Source organism: Pseudarthrobacter sp. NPDC092202, assembly GCF_044755505.1.
Classification (GTDB): Bacteria; Actinomycetota; Actinomycetes; order Actinomycetales; family Micrococcaceae; genus Arthrobacter.
Genome location: NZ_JBIVRG010000018.1, coordinates 18,901 through 41,157, shown reverse-complemented (window position 1 = coordinate 41,157; position 22,257 = coordinate 18,901). Strand labels below are relative to the sequence as shown.

At 68.0% G+C, this 22,257-nt stretch carries 19 protein-coding genes; 10 read left to right on the top strand and 9 right to left on the bottom strand.

Annotation, left to right across the window (positions count from 1 at the left end; all coding sequences use genetic code 11):
- Positions 1-111: 111 nt before the first annotated feature.
- The gene (locus ACIQF4_RS19325; RefSeq protein ID WP_400517163.1) at positions 112-459 is read right to left on the bottom strand and encodes a hypothetical protein; all 348 of its coding nucleotides are present in this window, start codon (positions 457-459) and stop codon (positions 112-114) included.
- A gap of 200 nt (positions 460-659) precedes the next feature.
- On the opposite strand from ACIQF4_RS19325, the gene ACIQF4_RS19320 reads away from it, so the two are divergent.
- The 3 genes from ACIQF4_RS19320 to ACIQF4_RS19310 all read left to right on the top strand — a co-directional run bounded on the left by ACIQF4_RS19320 (position 660) and on the right by ACIQF4_RS19310 (position 2,915).
- Positions 660-1,286 (top strand): hypothetical protein, encoded by a 627-nt coding sequence (locus tag ACIQF4_RS19320; protein WP_400517164.1) that lies wholly within the window; start codon positions 660-662, stop codon positions 1,284-1,286.
- 78 nt (positions 1,287-1,364) lie between these two features.
- Complete coding sequence (locus ACIQF4_RS19315) at positions 1,365-2,105, top strand: YcnI family protein (protein WP_400517165.1); 741 nt, start codon at positions 1,365-1,367, stop codon at positions 2,103-2,105.
- 150 nt (positions 2,106-2,255) lie between these two features.
- A complete protein-coding gene (locus tag ACIQF4_RS19310; protein WP_400517166.1) occupies positions 2,256-2,915 on the top strand; it encodes a DUF4232 domain-containing protein in 660 nt (219 codons plus the stop codon).
- Between the two features lie 97 nt (positions 2,916-3,012).
- Here ACIQF4_RS19310 and ACIQF4_RS19305 read toward each other — a convergent pair whose 3' ends face one another.
- Entirely contained in the window at positions 3,013-3,486 is a 474-nt protein-coding gene (locus tag ACIQF4_RS19305; RefSeq protein WP_231457079.1) for a DUF4383 domain-containing protein, read from the bottom strand.
- Positions 3,487-3,664: 178 nt separating this feature from the next.
- On the opposite strand from ACIQF4_RS19305, the gene ACIQF4_RS19300 reads away from it, so the two are divergent.
- From ACIQF4_RS19300 to ACIQF4_RS19290, 3 genes are read left to right on the top strand one after another with little or no spacing between them, the layout of a single operon-like run.
- Positions 3,665-5,185: an FAD-dependent oxidoreductase gene (locus ACIQF4_RS19300; RefSeq protein ID WP_400517167.1), complete on the top strand. Its 1,521-nt coding sequence runs from the start codon at positions 3,665-3,667 to the stop codon at positions 5,183-5,185.
- 52 nt (positions 5,186-5,237) lie between these two features.
- Positions 5,238-10,331, top strand: coding sequence for a DEAD/DEAH box helicase (locus ACIQF4_RS19295; protein WP_400517168.1), 5,094 nt, complete (start codon positions 5,238-5,240; stop codon positions 10,329-10,331).
- Entirely contained in the window at positions 10,324-11,175 is an 852-nt protein-coding gene (locus ACIQF4_RS19290; protein ID WP_400517169.1) for an Fpg/Nei family DNA glycosylase, read from the top strand. The genes ACIQF4_RS19295 and ACIQF4_RS19290 overlap by 8 nt, the downstream gene beginning before the upstream one ends.
- A 3-nt stretch (positions 11,176-11,178) precedes the next feature.
- Here ACIQF4_RS19290 and ACIQF4_RS19285 read toward each other — a convergent pair whose 3' ends face one another.
- Positions 11,179-11,850 carry a YitT family protein gene (locus tag ACIQF4_RS19285; RefSeq protein WP_400517170.1) on the bottom strand — a complete coding sequence of 224 codons (672 nt, stop codon included), beginning with the start codon at positions 11,848-11,850 and terminating at the stop codon, positions 11,179-11,181.
- 61 nt (positions 11,851-11,911) lie between these two features.
- Between ACIQF4_RS19285 and ACIQF4_RS19280 the strand changes: the two genes are divergently transcribed.
- A complete protein-coding gene (locus tag ACIQF4_RS19280; RefSeq protein ID WP_400517171.1) occupies positions 11,912-13,423 on the top strand; it encodes a PLP-dependent aminotransferase family protein in 1,512 nt (503 codons plus the stop codon).
- 42 nt (positions 13,424-13,465) lie between these two features.
- Here the strand turns inward: ACIQF4_RS19280 and ACIQF4_RS19275 are convergent, their stop codons facing one another.
- Both ACIQF4_RS19275 and ACIQF4_RS19270 read right to left on the bottom strand, forming a co-directional pair.
- A complete protein-coding gene (locus ACIQF4_RS19275) occupies positions 13,466-14,158 on the bottom strand; it encodes an SRPBCC domain-containing protein (RefSeq protein ID WP_400517172.1) in 693 nt (230 codons plus the stop codon).
- Complete coding sequence (locus ACIQF4_RS19270) at positions 14,151-14,774, bottom strand: ArsR/SmtB family transcription factor (RefSeq protein WP_400517173.1); 624 nt, start codon at positions 14,772-14,774, stop codon at positions 14,151-14,153. The genes ACIQF4_RS19275 and ACIQF4_RS19270 overlap by 8 nt, the downstream gene beginning before the upstream one ends.
- A gap of 180 nt (positions 14,775-14,954) precedes the next feature.
- Between ACIQF4_RS19270 and ACIQF4_RS19265 the strand changes: the two genes are divergently transcribed.
- Positions 14,955-15,938, top strand: coding sequence for an RluA family pseudouridine synthase (locus tag ACIQF4_RS19265; RefSeq protein ID WP_350001569.1), 984 nt, complete (start codon positions 14,955-14,957; stop codon positions 15,936-15,938).
- A gap of 68 nt (positions 15,939-16,006) precedes the next feature.
- Complete coding sequence (locus ACIQF4_RS19260; RefSeq protein WP_350000727.1) at positions 16,007-16,633, top strand: VTT domain-containing protein; 627 nt, start codon at positions 16,007-16,009, stop codon at positions 16,631-16,633.
- Between the two features lie 23 nt (positions 16,634-16,656).
- Here the strand turns inward: ACIQF4_RS19260 and ACIQF4_RS19255 are convergent, their stop codons facing one another.
- The 4 genes from ACIQF4_RS19255 to ACIQF4_RS19240 form a co-directional block, all read right to left on the bottom strand.
- Positions 16,657-16,962: a hypothetical protein gene (locus tag ACIQF4_RS19255; protein WP_400517174.1), complete on the bottom strand. Its 306-nt coding sequence runs from the start codon at positions 16,960-16,962 to the stop codon at positions 16,657-16,659.
- Between the two features lie 113 nt (positions 16,963-17,075).
- The gene (gene ppc / locus ACIQF4_RS19250) at positions 17,076-19,907 is read right to left on the bottom strand and encodes a phosphoenolpyruvate carboxylase (RefSeq protein WP_400517175.1); all 2,832 of its coding nucleotides are present in this window, start codon (positions 19,905-19,907) and stop codon (positions 17,076-17,078) included.
- Positions 19,908-20,019: 112 nt separating this feature from the next.
- The gene (locus ACIQF4_RS19245) at positions 20,020-20,562 is read right to left on the bottom strand and encodes a hypothetical protein (protein ID WP_400517176.1); all 543 of its coding nucleotides are present in this window, start codon (positions 20,560-20,562) and stop codon (positions 20,020-20,022) included.
- Between the two features lie 5 nt (positions 20,563-20,567).
- Positions 20,568-21,257, bottom strand: a complete 690-nt coding sequence (locus ACIQF4_RS19240; protein WP_400517177.1) for an NADPH-dependent F420 reductase — start codon at positions 21,255-21,257, stop codon at positions 20,568-20,570.
- 178 nt (positions 21,258-21,435) lie between these two features.
- Here ACIQF4_RS19240 and ACIQF4_RS19235 point away from each other — a divergent pair, with 178 nt between their 5' ends.
- Complete coding sequence (locus ACIQF4_RS19235; protein WP_400517178.1) at positions 21,436-22,257, top strand: DUF1684 domain-containing protein; 822 nt, start codon at positions 21,436-21,438, stop codon at positions 22,255-22,257.

Below are 22,257 nucleotides of genomic sequence, written 5' to 3'. Positions count from 1 at the left end.
ATTGTTGAACAATTGTTGGCCTGGCCGTCAACCTTCCTCACCGGACGAAAGAAGGCCAGGACCCGTAGATCCCAGCCTTTCCATCCCCAACCGCACCCGGAGGCCGGACTGCTACAGCCGGTCGGTGGGGTCCCCGCCGCCCTTGTGCGTCGAGCCCCGCAGGTTCTCCTGCACCTTGCCGAACAGGTCCTTGATGGTGGACTCCGCGTTGGAGATGACATCCACCTGGAGGTATACCGGGTGGCCCACCGGGAGATCGTACTCATCCTTAAGGTGCGTGCCGCCGGAGACGCCATCCAGGGACAGGTAGACCATGGCCTCCGTGCGGGCTATCCCCGCGATTTTGCCAAACACAACGGTGAACTCGTTCGGCTGGAAGCTGACCGTGTGGCCCACGTGGCTGCGGTCAAGCTCACCGGCGGGGACGGACTTTTCTGACTGGCTTCCGGTGTAGTCCATGAACTTCTCCTCAAGATCGCCTGGCAGTTACGCTCGCAGTCTACGCGGACCCGAATAGGCGGTACATAGCCGTAGGCGGGGCCGCACTGGCCCGCCCCGGAGCGCGAAGCAGCCCCTCCCACGCGTAGAATCTGAACGGCCATCATTCAACACGGCGCCGCTGTCCGCGGCCCGTTCCGTCATGGGGAGGGGGACCGTCCGTGCCGGCGCATCGTCCCCGTACGCCCTTCCACCTCCTCCGCGCCACGGCCGTGGCCACCGTCATCCTGACGCTTGCCGCCGGGGCACACCTCGCTGCCGGCGGGGCACTCCCGACGCCCGCCATCATGCTCGCTGCGCTGTCCCTGACCGCTCTCGGCAGCACGGCCGCAACACGCCTGCGCCTGGGATTCCCCGCGCTGGCGGCGCTTCTGGGCGGCGGGCAGTTGGCCCTGCATGAGGTCTTCTCGGCCTTCAGCTCCCCCGGCGGGGACCCAGGTTCCGGCACCGCGGCGCCCCATGAAAGCCACCTGGCCGGAGCCGGGATCCTCGCGCCGGCAGTGGACCATCTCGCCGGGGCCGCGGCAACAGCCGGCCCCCTGATGCTCTCGGCGCACATCCTGGCGACGCTGGCGTCCGCACTGCTGCTCGCCAAGGGCGAGGCCGCACTGTGGGCCCTTGCCGCGTGGCTGCGGCCCTTGGTTGCCCTCCCCCAGCCACTGGCATGCGACGGCGGCACCCCGCCTGTCGCCGCTTTTCCACCTGCCGCCGTCCCTTTGCGTCCCTGGCGCAACCTGCGGCAGGACAGCCGGCGCGGCCCGCCTTCCGCCGTCGTGCTTTCTTCCTAACCCGCTCCGCATCCTGCGGCACCGGGCCCACAAACTTTTAGCACCCCCGTACCCGGGCGTGCGCCAGAAAGGCAACCCATGCATACCTCCATCCTTCGACGTTCCCTGGCAGCGGCAGCAGCAACCGGAGGCGCCGCGGCGCTGCTGCTCGCAGCAGCGGGCGGGGCCGCCGCCCACGTAGGCGTCACGCCGGACAAGACCTCGGCCAACTCCTATGCCCTGCTCACGTTCGCGGTTCCCCACGGCTGCGACGAAGCCGGCACCACCAAGGTGGCCATCACGCTGCCGACTGAGCTGAACGATGCCCAGCCCACGGTCAACCCGAACTGGACCGTGGAGAAGGTGACTGAACAGCTCGCTGAACCGAAGAAGCTTGCCGACGGCACGTCCATCACCAAGCGGACCAGCCAGATCGTCTACACGGCCAAGGCGCCCCTGGAGCACCAGCTCCGGGACACCCTGGTCCTCTCTGCGAAGCTGCCCGACGCGGCCGGAACGACGCTCTACTTCCCCACCCTGCAGACCTGCGAAACGGGCCAGACTGACTGGTCAGAAATTCCGGCGGACGGCCAGGACCCCCATTCCCTGAAGGCACCCGCGCCGTCAGTCACGGTGACGGAAGCAGCAAGCACCGGCGGCCACGGGGCGGTTCCGGCCGCCTCCCACTCCACCGAACAGGCCTCGGCTGTCACGGACGGCGGGGCGGACGCGCGCAGCTGGGCGGGCCTGGCAGCGGGCGTCGGCGGGCTGGTGCTTGGCGGTACGGCGCTGGTCCGGAGCACGGCACGGCGCAGCCCGGCAGAACCCGCGGCGAAGTAGGGCCCAGCCCCGCAACGCCGCACCAAAGGAGGCCCGGCACACCCGATGCCGCCGCTTTTGATGCCCGGATCATCACGATCCGGGCATCAAAATGCCGTGGCGGCCCGTTGCGGCGTTGACGCGGACACCCGCTGCCGCGAAGGTGGTGCCATGAGGTCTCAGCGAATTTTCCAGGGGTTGGTCATGTCCACGGCGGCCGCGGCGGCGGCACTGATGCTCAGTGCTTGCGGGCCGGGCCAGCCAGAAGCGCAGCCCACCGCGGCAAACACAGGCACCGGTTCGTCCAGCAGCCCAGCCGGCACGGGCACCCCGTCCGCGGCGCCAACACCGTCTGCCACGCCGTCGTCCACCGGTACGTCCCCGTCTTCCGCAGCTCCCGTACCGGGAGATCCGGCCCTCTGCAAGGCGTCAGGGCTCACGGCGGCCACCGACGCTTCAGGAGGCGGAGCAGCCGGCAGCGTCTACATGAAGCTCAACCTCACCAACACCGGCTCCGGGCCGTGCATCCTCCGCGGGTATGCCGGGGTGTCCCTGACTGCTGATGCTGCCGGGGCTCCCATTGGCGCGCCCGCGGTCCGTGACGAATCTACGGCGGTGTCGGACGTCCTCCTTGCCCCCGGGCAAACCGGCACGGCCGTGCTGCGCTACACCCAGGCCGGCAACTACTCCGACTGCGCCATGGTGGATGCGGCCGGCTACCGCATCTATCCGCCGGAGGACACGGATTCCTTGTTCCTGCCCCAGCCCACCCGGGCCTGCAGCAACGGCGCGATTACGCTGCTGACAATCAGTCCGTTCCAGCCGGCCTAGTTCCCTTGCGGAGGACTCGACCATAGACGCTGCAGGCGGCCCGGCAAATGCCGGACCGCCTGCAGTTTTCTTTTGTGGGACCCGTTTGGGGCCTGGGTTACCTGGTGGCCGTGGTGGTCCGGCCGGTACGGGCAGTGCCGCGGGACAGGGCAACGCCCAGACCGATCATGGCTACACCAAGGACAAAGTGCAGCCAGTCATCCGCTGTGTTTACCGGCACGAAGTTTGCCGCGGTGTCCTTGCCGATCAGCAGGCCGTAGATCCACAGGACAAGGTAGACGGCGCCGCCTCCAATGAGGTAGTTCCGGGACTGGGCTGCGCTGCGTGCCATGGCAATACCGGCCACGCCGAACAGCAGGTGGACGATGTTGTGGAGGATCGACACCTGGAAAATGCCCAGCAGGAGCGCCTCGGACTCATGGCCGGCGAAACCCAGGGTCTCGTAGTTGGTGGTGATACCGGGAATGAACCCGAGGACGCCCACAAGAAGGAATACAGCTCCCACTGCAAGGGCTGCTGTTTGGATGGTGGTCCGGCCTAGTGTGCGGCCGTCGGAACTCATGCTTGTCATGACTTCTCCTGATGTTTGTCGTTTATGTTCACTGGCTGCCGGGCTGCCACCTGACCATAGACTTAATCCCCGACATCGTAAGTATACTTAGCAAATGCGCTGTACCTGGGTTGGGGTTCATAACAGACCCATCACAAACTGGGCCGTTGGCCCTGGAGCGAAGGCAGGCTGAGCAGGGATGACGTCCATTTGGCTGGATCGCAGGGAACCGTTCGCAACTGATCCGTTCGAGCCGGGAGGCGCCTACGACACCGTGGTGGCCGGTGCGGGACTCACCGGCCTGGTGACCGCACTTTTGCTGGCACGCTCCGGGCAGAACGTGCTTGTCCTGGAGGCCAGGTACCCCGGTGCCGTAACCACCGGAAACACCACCGCCAAGGTCAGCCTGCTCCAGGGGACATTCCTGTCACAGCTCGCCCGCCAGTATTCCCAGAGCCAGGTGCAGGCATACGTGGATGCCAACCGGGAGGGCCAGGCCTGGCTCCTGCGGTACCTCGACGAACAAGGTGTGCCGTACCAGCGCAGGGACGCCTATACCTATGCAGCCTCCGCCCAGGGGACGGAAAAGCTCCGCGAGGAAGTCAGTGCCGGCACCACCGGCGGGCTGGACCTGGAATACGTGCGCGACGCCGGCCTGCCGTTTCCCGTCCACGGTGCCGTACGCCTGGCGGACCAGGCACAGATCCACCCTGTGAGGGTGCTGGAGACGCTGGTGTCCGATATCCGGGGCCGGGGAGGATCCGTGGTGGGCGGCGTGCGGCTGCAGGACGTCACCGGCAGCGGGCCGGCGACCGTGCACACCGACCACGGCACCGTCACAGCCAACGAGGTGGTGCTCGCCACCGGCATTCCCGTGCTGGACCGGGGGCTGTACTTCGCCAAGCTCAAGCCCAGCCGCTCCTACGCGGCAGCCCTGCAGTTGCAGGAGGACCAGGCTCCTCCCCGGGGCATGTACATTTCCGTGGAGCAGCCCACCCATTCCCTGAGGGACTATGAAGAGGACGGCCGGCGCCTGCTCCTGGTGGGTGGCCACGGGCACCACGTGGGCCGGGCCAGGTCCGAAAAACACCACCTTGGCAGCCTCCTGGACTGGGCGGTACAGCACTACCCCGGCGCCGTTGCCACCCACACGTGGTCAGCCCAGGACTACATGCCCACCAACCTCATGCCCTTTTTCGGCAGGTTCCCGCGGGGCAGGGGCCACATCCACTTCGGCACCGGCTACAGCAAGTGGGGGATGACCAACGCGGTGGCGGCCGCCGTCGGAATCTCTGCCGACATCCTCGGCGGAAACGTGCCCTGGGCGGACACCATCCACCACAGGGTCACCTCGCCCTCCGGCGCCCTGTCCGCCGTCGCCCTTAACGCCGGCGTGGCAGCCAAGCTCGCTTCCGGCTGGGGGCAGGTGGCCGCAGAAGGCCTGCGCAAGGACAAGAAGGAGCATGCGCCCTCCCCTGCGGTTCCGGCCGAAGGCGAGGGCAAGGTGTACAGCGAAGGACCCAAACCGGTGGCCGTCTCCACCGTCGGCGGCACCACCTGCAGGCTCTCCGCCGTCTGCACGCATCTGGGCGGCATCCTCCACTGGAACGACAGTGAACTGACCTGGGACTGCCCGCTGCATGGCTCCCGTTTCAGCAGCGACGGCAAACTCCTGGAGGGGCCCGCCACCAAGGACCTTCCGTCCGCGGGCAAGGCGTGAGCCCTGGCAGGCGTCCGGCATCAGTGTCGGTGCCTTGGGGCATGATGGAGGCATGATCGAGGAACGGCCCTCCGCAACTGAAAGCGGCACCGGCGGAAAGGACACCGGGGCTGCGCCCATGGCCCAGTTCAGCAGGCCCACGCGCGACTGGTTCCTCGGTGCCTTTTCAGAACCAACACCTGCCCAGGAGGGCGCCTGGCGTGCCATTTCCTCGGGCTCACACGCCTTGGTGGTGGCGCCAACCGGCTCCGGAAAAACACTCGCGGCCTTCCTGTGGGCGCTGGACCGGCTGCTGGCCTCCTCCACGGAAGCAGCGGAAGCACCGGTCGATGCCGGAGTTGCGGGAAACACCAAGGCCGCCGCGAAAGGCAAGCGCGCCCGGGCGCCGAAGCGCAAGACCCGGGTCCTGTACATTTCACCCCTGAAGGCCCTGGGTGTGGACGTGGAACGGAACCTCCGCTCCCCGCTGATCGGCATCACCCAGACCGCCAAGCGCCTTGGACTGCCGGCACCGCTGACCACCGTGGGCGTCCGCTCCGGGGACACCACGACGGCCGACCGCCGCGCGCTGCTGAGCAACCCGCCGGACATCCTCATCACCACCCCGGAATCCCTGTTCCTGATGCTCACGTCCAAGGCGCGGGAAACGCTGACCGAAGTGGACACCATCATCATCGATGAGGTCCACGCCGTGGCCGGAACCAAACGCGGCGCCCATCTGGCAGTCTCGCTCGAGCGGCTGGACGCGCTGCTGCCCAAGCCCGCCCAGCGCATTGGACTGTCTGCCACCGTGGAACCCAAGGAGCTCGTGGCGCAGTTCCTCGCGGGTTCAGCGCCGGTGGAAATTGTTGCCCCTCCTGCCAAGAAAAACTGGGACCTCACCGTCTCCGTCCCGGTGGAGGACATGTCCGATCTCCAGGGCGCCGCAGGGGCTTTCGACTCCGGCCCCGCTTCCGGGCTGCAGCCGCAGGCATCGATCTGGCCGCATGTGGAAGAGAAGATCGTGGACCTGGTGCTGGCCAACCAGTCAACCATCGTGTTCGCCAACTCCCGGCGGCTCTCCGAACGGCTGACCGCCAGGCTCAACGAGATTTACGCGGAGCGGCAGCTGGTCGCGGCAGGCGGCGGCTGGGATGACCCGGACCAGCTGGCGGCGGTGCCCGGCGTTCCCGCCTCCACGGCCACGCCGGCGCACATGATGGCGCAGGCCGGAAGCTCTGCGGGAGCGGACCCTGTATTGGCCCGCGCGCACCACGGCTCCGTTTCCAAGGACCAGCGGGCACTCATCGAGGACGACCTTAAATCCGGCAGGCTGCGCTGCGTGGTGGCCACGTCCTCCCTGGAGCTCGGCATCGACATGGGCGCCGTGGACCTGGTGGTACAGGTGGAATCGCCGCCCTCCGTGGCCAGCGGCCTGCAGCGGGTAGGCCGGGCAGGGCACCAGGTGGGCGAAGTCTCCCAGGGTGTCCTCTTCCCAAAGCACCGCGCAGACCTCGTCCACACCGCCATCACCGTGGAACGGATGCTCGGCGGAAAGATCGAACGCCTCAGCATCCCAGCCAACCCCCTGGACATCCTGGCGCAGCAGACCGTGGCCGCCACCGCGCTGGGCAGCATCGACGTCGAGGAATGGTTCGCCACCGTGCGCCGCTCGGCGCCCTTCGCGTCCCTCCCCCGCTCAGCGTTCGAAGCCACCCTTGACCTGCTGGCCGGACGCTACCCGTCCGACGAATTCGCCGAACTCCGCCCCCGGATCATCTGGGACCGCAACGCGGGCACCATCGAAGGCCGGGCCGGTGCGCAGCGCCTGGCGGTGACCTCCGGCGGAACCATCCCGGACCGCGGCCTCTTTGGCGTGTACATCATCGGCACGGAGGTGGAAGGATCAGCCTCCCCCTCCACAGACGGAAAACCAGCACCTGCCCCCAAGGGTGGCCGGCGGGTCGGTGAGCTGGACGAGGAGATGGTGTACGAATCCCGGGTGGGGGACGTCTTTGCGCTGGGCGCCACCAGCTGGAAGATCGAGGACATCACCCATGACCGCGTGCTGGTCTCGCCCGCCTTCGGCCAGCCGGGCAAGCTGCCTTTCTGGAAGGGCGATTCGCTCGGCCGGCCCGTGGACCTGGGCCGTGCCCTGGGCGCGTTCGTGCGCGAACTCTCAGCGTCCGACGCCGGCCCTGCCATCGAGCGCTGCAAAGCCAGCGGCCTGGACGAGTTCGCCGCGAACAACCTGATCCAGTACCTCACCGAACAGAAGCTGGCCACCGAGGTGGTACCCAGCGACACCACGCTGGTAGTGGAGCGGTTCCATGACGAACTGGGCGACTGGCGCGTGATCCTGCACAGCCCCTTCGGGATGCCGGTGCACGCGCCCTGGGCACTCGCCGTCGGGCAGCGCCTGCACCAGAGGTACGGCCTGGACGGATCGGCGATGGCTGCGGACGACGGCATTGTGTTGCGCGTTCCCATGATGGAGGACGAGCCGCCCGGAGCGGAGCTGTTCCTCTTCGATCCCGAGGAGCTGGAACAGATCGTCACCGCCGAGGTGGGCGGCAGCGCGCTCTTCGCCTCGCGGTTCCGGGAGTGTGCCGCCCGGGCTCTGCTGCTGCCCCGCCAGACCCCCGGCAAGCGGCAGCCGCTGTGGCAGCAGCGGCAGCGGTCCGCCCAGCTGCTTGATGTCGCCCGGAAGTATCCAACCTTTCCCATCGTGCTGGAAACTGTCCGGGAATGCCTGCAGGACGTCTACGACCTCCCGGCGTTGAAGGACATCGCGGCCTCCGTGGAGCGCCGTGAACTGAGGATTGTCCAGACCACCACGTCCCAGCCGTCCCCGTTCGCCAAGTCCCTGCTGTTCGGGTACGTGGCCCAGTTCCTCTACGAGGGCGACTCCCCGCTCGCAGAGCGCCGTGCCGCCGCCCTGGCCCTGGACTCCACGCTCCTCAACGAACTGCTGGGGCGCGTTGAGCTGCGGGAACTGCTGGACGCCAAGGTTATCGACGCCACCGAACGCGAACTGCAGCGGCTGGCACCGGACCGGCGTGTGCGGGGCATGGAAGGGGTGGCGGACCTGCTGCGGCTTCTTGGCCCCCTGGCGCCCGAGGAAGTAGCGGCCAGGCTGGAACCCGTCGCACTCGATCAACCAGCCGACATCCCCGCCGTTGGCGCTGCGGACGCCAGTGGCTCTGAGGACACCGGTCACGTTGAAACCCCGGTGGACGCCGGCCACGCCCCGCCGGCGGAGGCAACCACCCACCTGGTGGCGCTCCAGCGCGCCAACCGGGCCATCAAGGTGAACATCGGCGGGGTGGAACGGTTTGCCGCTGTTGAGGATGCCGCGCGGCTTCGGGATGCGATCGGCGTTCCGCTGCCCATGGGTGTCCCGCTCGCGTTCATCGAGCCTGTCGCCGATCCCCTCAGTGATCTTGTTTCGCGGTACGCCCGTACGCACGGACCCTTTACCGCGGCCGAGGCAGCAGCGCGGCTCGGCCTGGGCGTGGCAGTGGTAGGCACCGCCCTGAAACGCCTGGCGGCAGACGGGCGCGTCGTGGAGGGCGAATTCCGGCCGCATGCGGGGCCGCCGGAAAACGCCCCGGAAGCCACGGGCGAAACCCCGGGTGACGCCACCGGTCGTGACAATGGACCGGAAGAGGGCCAACCGGCAAGTGATCCACCCACGTCCAGCCTTTCCCAGCACCCGGTAACCAGTGAATGGTGTGACGCCGAGGTCCTGCGGAAGCTCCGCCGTCGTTCGCTGGCAGCCCTCCGCGCGGAAGTGGAGCCGGTGGACGCGGCAGCCTACGGGCGCTTCCTGCCCGCCTGGCAGCACGTCAGGACGCCCGGCGGAGGGCGCGGCCAGCCGTCGCTGCGGGGGCTGGACGGCATCATCACCGCCATCGACCAACTGTCCGGGATCCCCATTCCGGCGTCGGCCTGGGAGCCGCTGGTCCTCGCCGGCAGGGTCTCCAACTACCAGCCCGCCATGCTCGATGAGCTGATGGCGGCCGGGGAGGTCCTGTGGTCCGGCGCCGGAGCCCTGCCGGGAAATGACGGCTGGATCAGCCTCCACCTCGCCGACTCCGCCGAACTGACGCTGAACCCTGCCATCGAATACGAACCCGGGGACGCGCAGCAGCGCCTCCTGGAGCACCTGCGCACCAACGGCGGCGGCTACTTCTTCCGGCAACTGACGGACGTTGCCGGCGGCATGGACTCCGTCCTCAGCGACCAGGAAGTGGTGACCGCGCTCTGGGACCTCGCCTGGGCGGGCCGGATCACCGGGGATACCTTCGCCCCGGTCCGGGCGCTGATCGCCGGCGGCCACACCGCGCACCGGCAGGTGGCCCGCGCACCCCGGGCCCGGGCGCCCCGGCTCAGCAGGCTGGGCCGGTCCCACGGGAGCGGGCTGCTGGGTTCGCCGGGCCTGGCGGGCGGCCGCTACAGCGCGTCCGCCGGCGGCGCGGCAACTCCCCCGATGGCCGCAGGCCGCTGGTCTGCCCTGCCGCAGCCGGAACTGGACCCCACCATCCATGCCCGGGCCACGGCTGAACTCCTGCTGGACCGCTACGGTGTGGTCACCAGGGGTTCGGTGATGGCGGAACAGATCCTGGGCGGCTTTGGCCTGATGTACAAGGTCCTCGCCAGGCTGGAGGAGGCCGGTCGCTGCCGGCGGGGCTACTTCATCGAGCACCTGGGTGCGGCCCAGTTCGCCGTCCCGGCCACTGTTGACCGGCTGCGCTCCTATTCCGAGGACACGCAGCTCGCCAGGCCCGAACCCGTTGCCCTCGCGCTGGCCGCCACGGACCCTGCCAACCCGTACGGTGCGGCCCTCCCCTGGCCTGCACTCCATGACGACGCCGGAACGGGGCACCGTCCCGGGCGGAAGGCTGGTGCCCTGGTGGTGCTGGTGGACGGGGCGCTGGTCCTCTATGTGGAACGGGGCGGCAAAACACTGCTGGCCTTCAGCGACGATGAAGCCGTCCTGGCGGCCGCCGGCGCTGCCCTGGTGGGCGTGGTGACCCGGGGAGCCGTGGACAAACTGATCATGGAGAAGGTTAATGGCCACGGCATCCTGGACACCCCCATTGCTTCCGCGCTGAGCTCGGCCGGCGCCTACTCCACCCCGAAAGGACTGAGGATCCGTGCCTGAGGGTGATTCCGTCTGGCGGGCAGCCAACCAGCTGCACCAGGCCCTGGCAGGACAAAAACTCCTTGCCTCCGATTTCCGCGTGCCCCGCTTCGCAACCCTCAACCTTGCCGGCTGGACCGTGGCTGAGGTGGTGCCCCGCGGCAAGCACCTGCTGATGCGCGTGGTGGGGCCGGACGACAAAAAGCTCACCATCCATTCCCACCTGAAAATGGAGGGAACCTGGCAGGTGTACCCGCCCGGCGGACGGTGGCGGAAGCCCGGCTACACCGCGCGGTGCGTGCTGCGCACCGCGGCTGCGGACGCCGTCGGATTTTCCTTGGGCCTTGTTGAAGTCGTGGCCACGGCCAGCGAGGACTCCATTGTGGGCTTCCTGGGTCCTGACCTGCTGGGACCGGACTGGGACCTGGACGAGGCAGAGCGGCGGGTCCGGTCCGCTCCGGATGTCCCTGTGGGAGTGGCGCTGCTGGACCAGCGGAACCTGGCCGGGATCGGCAATATCTACCGCTGCGAAACGTGTTTCCTGTCCGGCGTGCACCCGGCTTCGCCCGTCTCCGCGGTCCAGGACGTGCGGACCATGATGACCGACGCCAAGCAGCTCCTTGAGGTCAACCTGGGCCCCGGCCGCCGGGTCACCATCCTTAACGCCCGCGGCCTGCCCGTCGGCCGGATGGCGGGACGGCCGGGCTACTGGGTCTACCGCCGGGAACACCAGCCGTGCCTGAAGTGCGGAACGCCCATCCGGCGCGGCGTGCTGGGCAAGCTGAACGGTGACGAGGAGCGGGATATCTACTTCTGCCCCCAGTGCCAGCCGTTGTTGGCCCCGGATGACCCGCACCCGGCGTAATTTTCAGCTGTTGCCGGCCAGGGGCGCAAGCGCAGGAGTCGCGGCACTGCTGGCCTCATCCGAGGCTTTGTCCACGGCGGCTGACGCGGGCACCTTAGGGGCCGGCACCATAAAGACGGGGAGCAGCAGCTGGACCAGGGGCCCGATCGCGAGGGCGTAGAGAACAGTGCCCACGCCCACCGAGCCGCCAAGGAACCAGCCGGCGGCCAGGACCACAACTTCGATTAGCGTGCGGGACCACCTGACGGACCAGCCGGTGCGCCGGGCCAGGCCCGTCATCAGGCCGTCACGGGCGCCGGGACCAAACCGGGCACCGATGTAGCAGGCTGAAGCAATGCCGTTCAGGACCACGGCGCCTGCGAGCAGGCCGATCTGCCCGCCCAGGTGGGATACGTCTGGAATGAGGGCGAGGCCGATGTCCGCGAACACGCCGACCAGGACGGCGTTGCACAAAGTGCCGAACCCGGGCCACTGCCGCAGCGGAATCCAGAGCAGCAGCACCAGGAAACTCACAATGATGACCACCGCACCGATGCTGAGTCCTGTCCTGCCGGCCACACCCTGGTGGAAGACGTCCCACGGGTCCAGGCCCAGCCCGGCGCGGATGAACATGGCCAGGGAGACGCCGTACATGGCAAGGCCGATAAAAAGCTGGAGGAGTCTGCGGGTCAACATGAAAACGACTCTCGCAGAAAACTGGCATGAAATTATATAGCCAGTCTGGGATACTGGCCTGATGTCCTCCCTCACTGCTGCCGGCCTCTCGCGTCTCCTGGGCGAGTGGAATGTCGGCGCAACGCCCGGCTACCGCGAGCTGGCCGACGTCGTGCGCCTGCTGGTTCTGGACGGCCGCGTCGCCCTGGACACGGCACTGCCGAGCGAGCGCGCCCTGTCCGAAGCCCTGGGGGTCAGCCGGACCATGGTGACTGCCGCGTATGGGCTGCTCCGCGAGCAGGGTTTCCTGACCGGCGGCCAGGGCAGCAGGAGCCGGACACGGATCCCCCGCATCACCCCGGCGGGGACCACGCTCTTCACGGGCCCGGCACGGAACGATCCCGCGCTGACCGCCCCCGGGCTGGCTGCGCCGGAGGGACTGATTGATCTCGCGTATGCCTCCCTTCCCGCCAGCGGGGAGGTGGTGCACCGTGCGTTCGCGGCTGCCCTTACGGAACTTCCGGCCCTGCTTCCCGGGTTTGGCTATGACGCTATAGGCCTGCTTCCGCTGCGAGAGGCAGTTGCGGCGCGCTACACGGCGGCCGGAGCGCCCACTACGGCCAGCCAGATCCTGGTGACGTCGGGGGCGCAGCACGCGCTGAACATCATCCTGCGCACCCTGGCCGGCAGGCAGGACCGGGTGTTGGTGGAACACCCCAGCTACCCCAACGCCCTGGATGCCATCCGGGCTGCCGGCTGCCGGCCGGTCCCGGTGGCGTTCTCTATCGATGCCGGCGGCGGCAGCCATGGCGCCGGGGCTGCGCCGGCGTGGGACATGGCCGCACTGCAGGCCGCCCTGCTGCAGCGGCCCAGGCTGGCCTACGTGGTGCCCGACTTCCACAATCCCACAGGCCAGCTGATGCCGGACCTCCAGCGCCGCCAACTGGTCCGGGCGGCTGCGGCCGCCGGAACGGTCCTGGTGGTGGACGAGACCCTCCGCGAGCTTAACCTCGACGGCACCGGCACCTCCCCGGTCGCTGCCTTCAGTCCGGCAGTGGTGACCATCGGCTCGCTCAGCAAGTCCCATTGGGGCGGGCTGCGCACCGGTTGGATCAGGGCTTCGGAGGAACTGGTCCAGCGGTTTGCGGCGGCCCGGACCTCACTTGACCTCGGCGGACCCCTCATGGAACAGCTCGCTGCCGCCCACCTGGTCAGGGCACTGGACGAGCCGCTGCCGGCACGGCTTGCCGCCCTCCGGGAAAGCCGCGCCGCCCTCCTGGAACTCCTTGCCGGACACCTGCCGGAGTGGGAGGCGGCCTACCCCTCCGGCGGCCTGTCCGCGTGGTGCCGGCTGCCCGCCCCCATCAGCACTGCGCTGACCGTCATCGCCCCCGACTTCGGGATCCGGCTGGCCGCAGGGCCGCGTTTCGGGGTAGGCGGGGCCTTCGAGCGCTATCTCCGGATGCCCTTCACCCTGCCGCCGGACAAGCTCGAGGCCGCCGTCCGGGCCCTGCGTTCAGCACAGGACCGGCTCGATGCCGCCCCGCAGCTCCGCCGGACCCTCAAGAGCGCACCTGCCGTGGCCATTGCGTGAGCAGCCGACGCCAGCGCCATCCGGCCGCCCCGTCCCGGACTCCTACGCGTAGACCCTGTCCAGGAAGCCGCTCCAGGCCTTGGCCGTGGCGTCCGAGTCCCCTGCGCCACTGAAATCGTGCACCGTCATCCCCACGGGGGCGCCCCAGGCGTTGCGGCCAAAGAAACGGTACATGGCGCTGGAAGTGCGCAGGCCCAGGAAGTGCTCGTTGGAGAAGTCCACGTCTCCCGAAAGCCGACCCACGCCGTCGAGCTCCACATCAACGTGGGTGCCCTGCCCGGCGGAGTCCACCCCCAACGCTGCGCGAAGGCGCTCAAAGCCGTCCGGCGACTGGGACGCTGCCGGCGCCTGGATGTCCGTGAACACCACCGGCTTGCCGTCGAAGTGTTCCAAGTACTGGCCCAGGGTGTGGAGGTAGAACTGCGTGTGGCGGCTGGCGCCGTCGTACTGCTCGTCCCAGTTGTCCGCAAAGATGCCGCTGTGGACATAGTGCAGGCGGGCGCGGCCGCCGTCGAGCGGTTCCAGGACATGCTCCAGCTGGTTGAACCAGCCGTCGGGACCGTCCATCCTGGACACGAGATGGGTGGGGTATTCGTTCACGGTCTTGACGTCCGGCCACTGGTCCGTGGGAAACATCCATGCCGGGGTTCCCGTGGTGACGGCCTCCCACACACGCTCCGGCGTGCCGGGCAGTTCGGTGTCGTAGGCGATCTCGAAGTTGCGGTTGTCAGTCATTGCCCTGCTCCTTGCCTAAAAGGGTGTGGTTGGTTGTCTTGAGTGCCGGGTGCAGCGCCACCACCAGCCGGTGCCGCCGGCCGCGTGAGGAGGCGTCGCCGTCGTGGTATTTATCCACAAGCTGCGTGACCGCCACGCCGAGCTCCTCGGCAAAGGCGGCCCGCTCAGCCGCGCTGCGGAAGGTGACCTCGCCATCAACCGCGAACGTGGCCAGCTTCTGGCGGGCGGCCGCTGCGCCGGCGATCAGCTTTCCCACTTCCTGGACCATCCGCCCGGCGAGGGCGAGCAGCCAGAATGCCGAAAAATGGCTCGAAAAGCGTCCCGGATCCGGGGACACCGAAGCCAGCGCCTGGGGTGAGATCAGGTAGGACGACGCACTGGCCTGGAGGATGCGTTCGGTCATGTTGCCCTTGCGACGCTCCTCCACAAGCCCCACCAGACCGTGCTTTTCCAGGGCCTTGAGGTGGTAGTTGACCTTCTGCCGCGGCAGGCCCAGCCTCACGGCGAGCTGGGTTGCCGAGGCCGGCTGCACCAGTTCGCGAAGGATTCGGGTCCGAATCGGATCCAGGGACGCCTCGGCCGCTGCGGGGTCCTCGATGACCGCTATCTCCAACATGCTTCAAGTATCGTTACCGACAATTTAAATTGTCAAGAACTTTTTTATCGTCCGTTCTCGGCTCGCCGGAACGGTGCGCGATCGCCGGAAGCTTCCGGCGACCCCGCACGGTTCCGGCGAATTCGGGCACCAGGAGGCTCCGCCGGAGCCAGCAGGGCCCGCCGGTAGAATGGTCCGGTGATGCATTCCCCCCTCCCCGTGCGCGACGGCGTCAATGCCACGCGCCTGCGCCTTCCCGGAGAGGGTCCGTGGGACACCGCGATGGACTACATGATGCACCGCTGGGGGCACATCGACCCGCAGGGCATCGAGGACAGGTTCGACGCCGGCGAGATTGTGGGCGAGGGAGGGGTACCGCTAAACCGCACCACGCCGCTCCAGGACCACACGTTCATCTGGTACTACCGCAGCCTCCCGCCGGAGACCCGGATTCCGGTGGACATCACCATCCTCCACCAAGACGAACACCTGCTGGTGGTGGACAAGCCGCACTTCCTGCCCACCACCCCCGGCGGCACCTACATCCAGGAGTCGGCGCTGGTCCGGCTGCGCAACCAGTTGGAGCTTCCGGACCTGATTCCCATGCACCGGCTGGACCGCATGACGGCCGGCGTCCTGCTGTTCTCCACCAATGCCCGGACCCGCGGCAGGTACCAGGTGCTCTTCGAGAAGCGCCAGGTGCAGAAGGAATACGAGTGCGTGTCCGCCGCCCGCCCCGCGGACGGTTATCCCGCCGTCGACTTTCCCATGGTGGTCCGCAACAGGATGACCAAGTCGCGCAGCTACCTGCTCGCTGAAGTCATTGACGGCGAACCGAACGCGGAAACGCGGATCGAGCGGCTGGAAACGTTCGACGCCGGCGCTCCTTCGGGTGCCGCCGGCGCCTCTGCCGCGGCACCGGGCAGTCCCCGGCGGCTGGCCCGGTACCGGCTCGAGCCGCACACCGGCAAGACGCACCAGCTGAGGGTGCACATGGCGTCGCTGGGCCTGGGCATCGTCAACGACGCTTTCTACCCGGACCTGCTGGACAAGGCTCCGGACGACTACACCCGGCCCCTCCAGCTCCTGGCCCGAGGCATCCGGTTCGTGGATCCCATGAGTGGCAAGCCGGTGGAGTACCGCAGCGGGCTGGACCTCAGCGAGGCGCTCCGGGCCCAGCCCTGACCCTTGCCCCCTGGCTGGGTGGTCCGGGGCTCCTGCGGGGCCGGCTATATCTGCGGTACCTTGTGGCCATGGACTTCGGCAGCGCTGAGAGCTGGGGGGCGGCGATCTACTTTTGGATTATCCCCGTGGTCCTCGGCGACGCCATCTTCCCCCTGGTCCCCTCGGAAATGGTGGTGATCACCGGCGGGGCGCTGTCTGCGGACGGCCGGACCAACGTGTTCCTGGTGGCATTCCTTGCCGCCGTTGCGTCCTGGGTCGGCGACATGGTGGTTTTCCAGCTCTTCCGGCGGCGGTTGAGCCACGTACTGGACCGCTGGGCCTGGGGCCGCAAGGTCCACCGCGGGATCCACGACGCCATTGCCAGGGCCGGCCGGTCCTCCACCTACGGGACCATCATCGGCGCCAGGTTCATCCCGGGCGGCCGCCTTGCTACCTCCGCCGCGGCGGGCATCGCCAATGTAGCCGTCCGCGGTTTCAGCCTGTGCGCCGGGATCGGGGCGGTGCTGTGGGCGTGCTGGCTGGTGGGCCTGGGCTACTTCACGGGCTCGGCCACCGGACTGCCCTTCTGGGCAAGCTCCCTCATCGGGGTGCTGCTCGGCCTGGTGGTGGGGGCCGTCGTCGGCGTTATTGCCACGCGCCGGCGTGGCAATCCGTCCCCCGTGGAAGAACCCGGCCCGCTGGCTCCGGAGGCCTGAAGCGCCGGATCACGCCCCGCTGGCTAGACCGGAGTCCACCGGCCGCGGCTGCGGCGCAGCACGGCCAGTGCTCCAGTCAGCGCAACACGTTCGACGGCGTCGCGCATCATGGCTGCAGAATCCCGCGCCTGCCGGTTCTCCCCGCTGTATTCGGTGGCGTCAACGAGGAAGCGCAGGTTCAGCTGCGGCACTCCCCCGGCGAGCTGCAGCTGATGGGCCTCCACGTGGTGGCGGATCCCCAGGGCTTCCACCGCGGTGTCCATGACGGCCTCGGGCGGGTTGCCCGGCCGCAGCCCGGTGATTTTTAGTCGGGTCTGGAAGGAAGGCATGCCCTCAACCTTATCCAAACGCTCTCTCAATTAATGCTGGAAGACCGCAAACCCTCTCTCACGAGGGAGAGAGGGTCCCGGAAAAACCGGCGTTGAGTGAGAGAGCGTCGGGATTAGCCGGTATTGCGGAGGCCCGCCGCCACACCGTTGACGGTGATGAGCATGGCCCGCTGCAGGCGTTCGTCGATCTCGGCGCCGCTGATGCCGTCAGCTTTTTCAGCGGCTTCGGCAGCTTCGGCCCGGACCCGGCGGAGCAGCTCCACCTGGAGGTAGCTGATGGGGTCCAGGTACTGGTCCCGGATTTCCAGCGAGCGCTTGAGCGTGGGCTGGGCGTCCAGGAGCAGGTTCTCGCCGGTCAGCTTCTGGACCTCTGCCACGGTCAGCTCGTATTCCTCGCGGATGGCGCGGAAGATGTGGTGCAGCTCTTCCGGGACCAGGGTGGAGACGTAGTACCCGGCGATGTCCAGGTCAGTCTTGGCCAGGGTCATTTCCACGTTGGAGAGCACCGACCGGAAGAAGTGCCAGTTCTCCCACATCTCCACCAGCTGCGCGGCGTTGCCTGCCTCGCGGGCAGCCTTGAGGCCGGAGCCGACGCCGAACCAGCCGGGCACAATCTGGCGTGACTGCGTCCAGCCGAATACCCACGGGATGGCGCGCAGCCCGCCAAGCCCTGCGCCGGAGTCCGGACGCTTGGACGGGCGGGAGCCGATGTTCAGCGAGCCCAGCTGCTCCACCGGGGTGGAGGCCATGAAGTAGGCAGGCAGGTCCGGATCATCGATGAGCTTCCGGTACCTCTCGAAAGCGGCGTCGGAGATCATCTCCATGACGTGCCCGTACCGTTCCCGCTGGTCGGCCGAGGTGCGCGGATCGCGGTGCAGGGCCGAACCCTGCAGCACGGCAGCCAGGGACAGTTCCAGGTTTTCGCGGGCAAGTTCGGGCAGCGAGTACTTGTCCGAGATTACCTCGCCCTGCTCGGTGAACTTGATTTCACCTTCCAGGACGCCGTTGGGCTGGGCCAGGATGGCGTCGTAGGTGGGCCCGCCGCCGCGGCCCACGGAGCCGCCGCGGCCGTGGAAGAGGCGTACGCGCACCCCGTGCTTGGCGGCGATGTCGCGCAGCTTCCGCTGGGTCTTGTGGATCTCCCACTGGCTGGTCATCACGCCGGATTCCTTGTTCGAATCCGAGTAGCCCAGCATGACTTCCTGCACGTCGCCGCGGAGGCGCACAAGCTCGCGGTAGGACGGATCGGACAGCAGCTGGTCCACGATTTCGGCCGAGGCCCGCAGCTCCTCCACGGTCTCCAGCAGCGGCGCGAACCCGATCTTCGCGTAGGGCTTCTCGCCAAAGAGGTTTACCAGGCCGGCCTCACGGGCCAGGACCGCGGCGGCAAGCACGTCGTCGGCGCCGCGGGTCATGGAGATGATGTAGGTCTCGATGACGTCCGGGCCGTACGCACGGAGGGCGCGGCGGATCTCACGGAAGACGTCGTACGTGCCGTCGGCGGCGCCGTCGAGCTTGATGGGGTGCCCGGAGAGCGGCCGGCGGGAAGCGAGCTCGGAGCCGAGCACCTCAAGCCGCTGCCCGCGGCTGAGTTCCGCGTACCGCACGCCTGGCCCGCCCAGCCGGTCCATCAGCTGGCCGACGGCGTCATGGTGGTGGTCCGCGTGTTCGCGGATATCCAAGGTGGCCAGGTGGAGTCCGAACGAGGCAATGGCGCGCCGGACCCGGGCCAGCGCTCCGTCGGCAGCCAGCGACGCCGAGTGGTTGCGCAGCGAGAGTTCCACGAGTTCGAGGTCCGCAAGGAGTTCGCCGGTTCCGCTGTAGTCGCGGCCGTGCTCGTGGTTGGAGTTTGCCGCCACGCGCTTGCCCGTGTTGATCAGTTTGGCTTTGACGCACGTGAGCTTCAGCCGGTACGGCTCCTGGGCGTTGAGCTCCAGGACACGCTTGTCCAGGCCGGGGAGTTTCTTCAGGTCGGCGTCGATGGAGTCCAGCAACTCCTGGTCGGCGCCGGCCAGCGAGGTGGAGTTGGAAAGGATGGAGATCAGTTCATCGATCATCCCGATGCTGATGCGGACGGCATGCTGGTTCTGGATCTGCAGGATCTCGCGGGTGACTGCCGCGGTCACGTTAGGGTTGCCGTCCCGGTCACCACCGATCCAGGAGCCGAAGCGGACGGGAGCTTCCTGTGAGGCAAGGGTGACTCCGTGCTCGCCGAGCAGTTCCGAGAGTTCCGTGAGCATCTCCGGCATCGCATCGGTGAGGATGCTGCTCAGGTAGTAGATCGCGTTGCGGGCCTCGTCCACGGGGGTGGGCCGGACCTGGCGGAGTTCGTCGGTCTGCCACATCTGGTCGATGATTTCGGCCAGCTGCCGGTCCTGGCGGCGCCGGGCGGTGGTGCCCTCGGCACTGGGCTGGGCCAGCACGTCAGAGAGCTTGCGGATCTTGTCCAGCACCGAACGGCGGGAGGCTTCGGTGGGATGCGCGGTGAAAATGGGACGGACGTCCAGCCCGTTGACCACTTCCTGCAGGACACCGGAGCCCGCCTGCTCCGCGATGTCCGCTACGGTCTTGGCCAGCCAGCCGTCTTTTTCGGCGCGGGTCCGCAGGCCGCGCACCCGGTGCACCTGTTCCGCCGCGTTGGCGAGGTGGAAGTAGAAGGCAAAGGCACGGACCAGGTCGGTGGCCTGCTCGATGGGCAGGGAGCCCAGGAGTTCTCGGACCTGGGCGACGACGTCGTGCGCGCTCCACGGGCCGGTGGCATCGGCGCCGCCGCGGGCGGCTTCCTTGGATTCCTTGGTGAGGAGGCGGACCTGTTCCACCAGGTCAAGGAGTTCAGGACCGTGCTGGCGGACGAGCGATTCACCCAGCAGGGTGGACACGCGGCGGACGTCTGCCCTCAGTTCGGAGGCAAGATCGGTTTCGGGATTCGTTGCAGTGTGAGCCATGGAAACTATCTTTCGAGGGTTCGGACTTGGCTCGTACACTGCGCTGGATACTGTGAGCCACGTAACTAGCTAAAGATGCTACCCGCAGTGCGGCGCCGTGGGGGAATCCGTCTCAGATAGTGTCGCGCGCCGGGTAACCTACGTGGCGCTTGAGGTGTTCCAGCTCGTTCCGGAGCTGTTCAACGTCCGCCTGGTACGCGGCGAATTCTGCCTTGCGTTGCCGGGCGGCCCTGGCACCGGCCGCCAGGGCAACCAACGCCACGGGCACGGACAAGGCCAGTGCCCAGCCTGCGGAGACAAAGAAGCCCAGTGCCACCGGCAGGGCAGAACGGAAGTCCGCAAACTCGTTCATGCCATCGGTCACACTGCCCAGCATGCCCTCCAGCGGTTCCAGGAACTTCCCCACCATAGGGGTGTCAGAGAGCGGCGGCGGGTTCAGCTTTGCCTGCTGGTCACCTCCCCATCGTCCGTCGCCCAGGTGGTTCAGGACGTAGATCCCCGCCCCCAGGCTCGCGGCCAGGAAGGCCTCGACGGCGGCCAGCGCCGCCAGGTCAAGCCGCCGCCACCACAGCAGGACAGCCAGCCCGGCGGCCGCGGCCGTGATCCACGTCAGGGCCCTGAGCCACTCGGTGCTTACTCCAGCAAGTATGTCCACGGCACCTATTCAACCGCGCGGACCACTTTGATATTGAAATCGGGCGTGCCCAGGGCGGAGTAGAGGCGCAGCCAGAGCGGCAGCAGCATCTCGGCTCCGCGGGCCGTGGTGATGTCACCCAGGTCGATCACATCGCGGTGGCCCAGCTCCTCCAGCAGGCCCTTGACCACCGACTTCGCGCCCGCATCATCTCCTGACAGGAAGACGGAATGGTCGCCGTCCGCGAGCCGGCGCGGGTCCACCATCAGCCCGGCATTCATCGTGTTGAGGGTTTTTACAACCAGGGCGCCGGGGAAGGCCCGCTGGATCCTCTCGGCGAGGCTGTCCGTGTTCACGGGGTTGAGCACGGGCGGCATGCCCTGGGAGAAATCCAGGGGGTTGGAGACGTCCATCAGCACTTTGCCGGAAAGCCTTGCTGCCCCGGCCGAGCCCAGTGCCTCCAGCGTTCCCGCGCCGTTGGTGGCGTTTACCACCAGCTCAGCGGCCTCCGTGGCCTCGGCGAAAGTCGTCAGCGGGATGTGGCGGTTCGCCGCATGCCATTCGCTGAACGGCGGTGCACCCGTCATGTCCGGCCCGGTCCTGGCGGACGTGGCGCCCGGATCCCTGGTTCCAATTTCCGCAGCATGCCCCACCGCGTTGAACGCACCCGCGAGGGTCCGCCCCACCATGCCTGTGCCAAGCACCGCAATCTTCATGGCTTCCCCCTCTGGAAAGCAGACAGCTTGAAAGTAGTGTGGAAAGCAGGTGCGGGGTCCGCGAAGCAACCTGTCCTGCTGGTTCCGAGGGTACTCCCCGGCCCGGACAAGGCAAGCGCGGAATGAACTCGGGCGTGGAGCGGTTGTAGCCGGGGCAAGCGAACGTTCGAGAGGAACCATGACTACCGTCCCGGCCGCCAAGGTGGAGCGCTGGCAGCGCTTCCGCGACAACCGCAACCAGGCCCTCGCCGCCCGCCACGGCTGGCTCACCCTCACCTCGTTCCAGTGGCTGGAGGACTCTCCCGCCGCCGTCGAACTGGCGCCCGGCCTCTGGTCAACGGATGGCACGACGGCGTCACTCACCGCAGTGCCCGCCGACGGGCTGTCCCTGGTGGAGACAGGCGAAGCTGTAGCCGGGACAATCACGGCGGCCCTCGCCGACGAGGAGTCCCTGATGTGGGTGCAGTTCGGCGGCCCCGTCGGGGACCAGGTGGTGATGGAACTGGCCATGCGCGCCGGGCGCTACGCCATCCGGACCCGGGACTCGGCCTCGCCGGTGCTCACGGAATTCACCGGCGTCCCCACCTACAGATACAAACCGGAGTGGGAAGTGACGGGCCGGTTCGAGCCGTACCCAGAACCCGTGGACGTTCCCATCGCCACCGCCAACCCCCTGGTGGACGGCGTCCACCGGACCGTTGGTGAGGTGGCGTTCCGGGTCCCTGGCAGCGGCCACGAGTTCCGGCTGCAGGCGGAAGAGGAGAAGCTCGGAGCACTGACCGTAACGTTCCATGACGAGACCAACGGGGACACCACGGATGACTGGCGGAAGCTGGCCGTGCCCCGCCCCCGGCCCGACGGTTCCGTGGTCCTGGATTTCAACCGTGCCATCAACTATCCCAGCGCCTTTACCCCCTACGGAACGTGCCCCATGCCCGTTAAGAACAACTCACTGGACGTGAGGGTGGAGGCGGGGGAAAAGCTGCCCGCTTCTGATTGA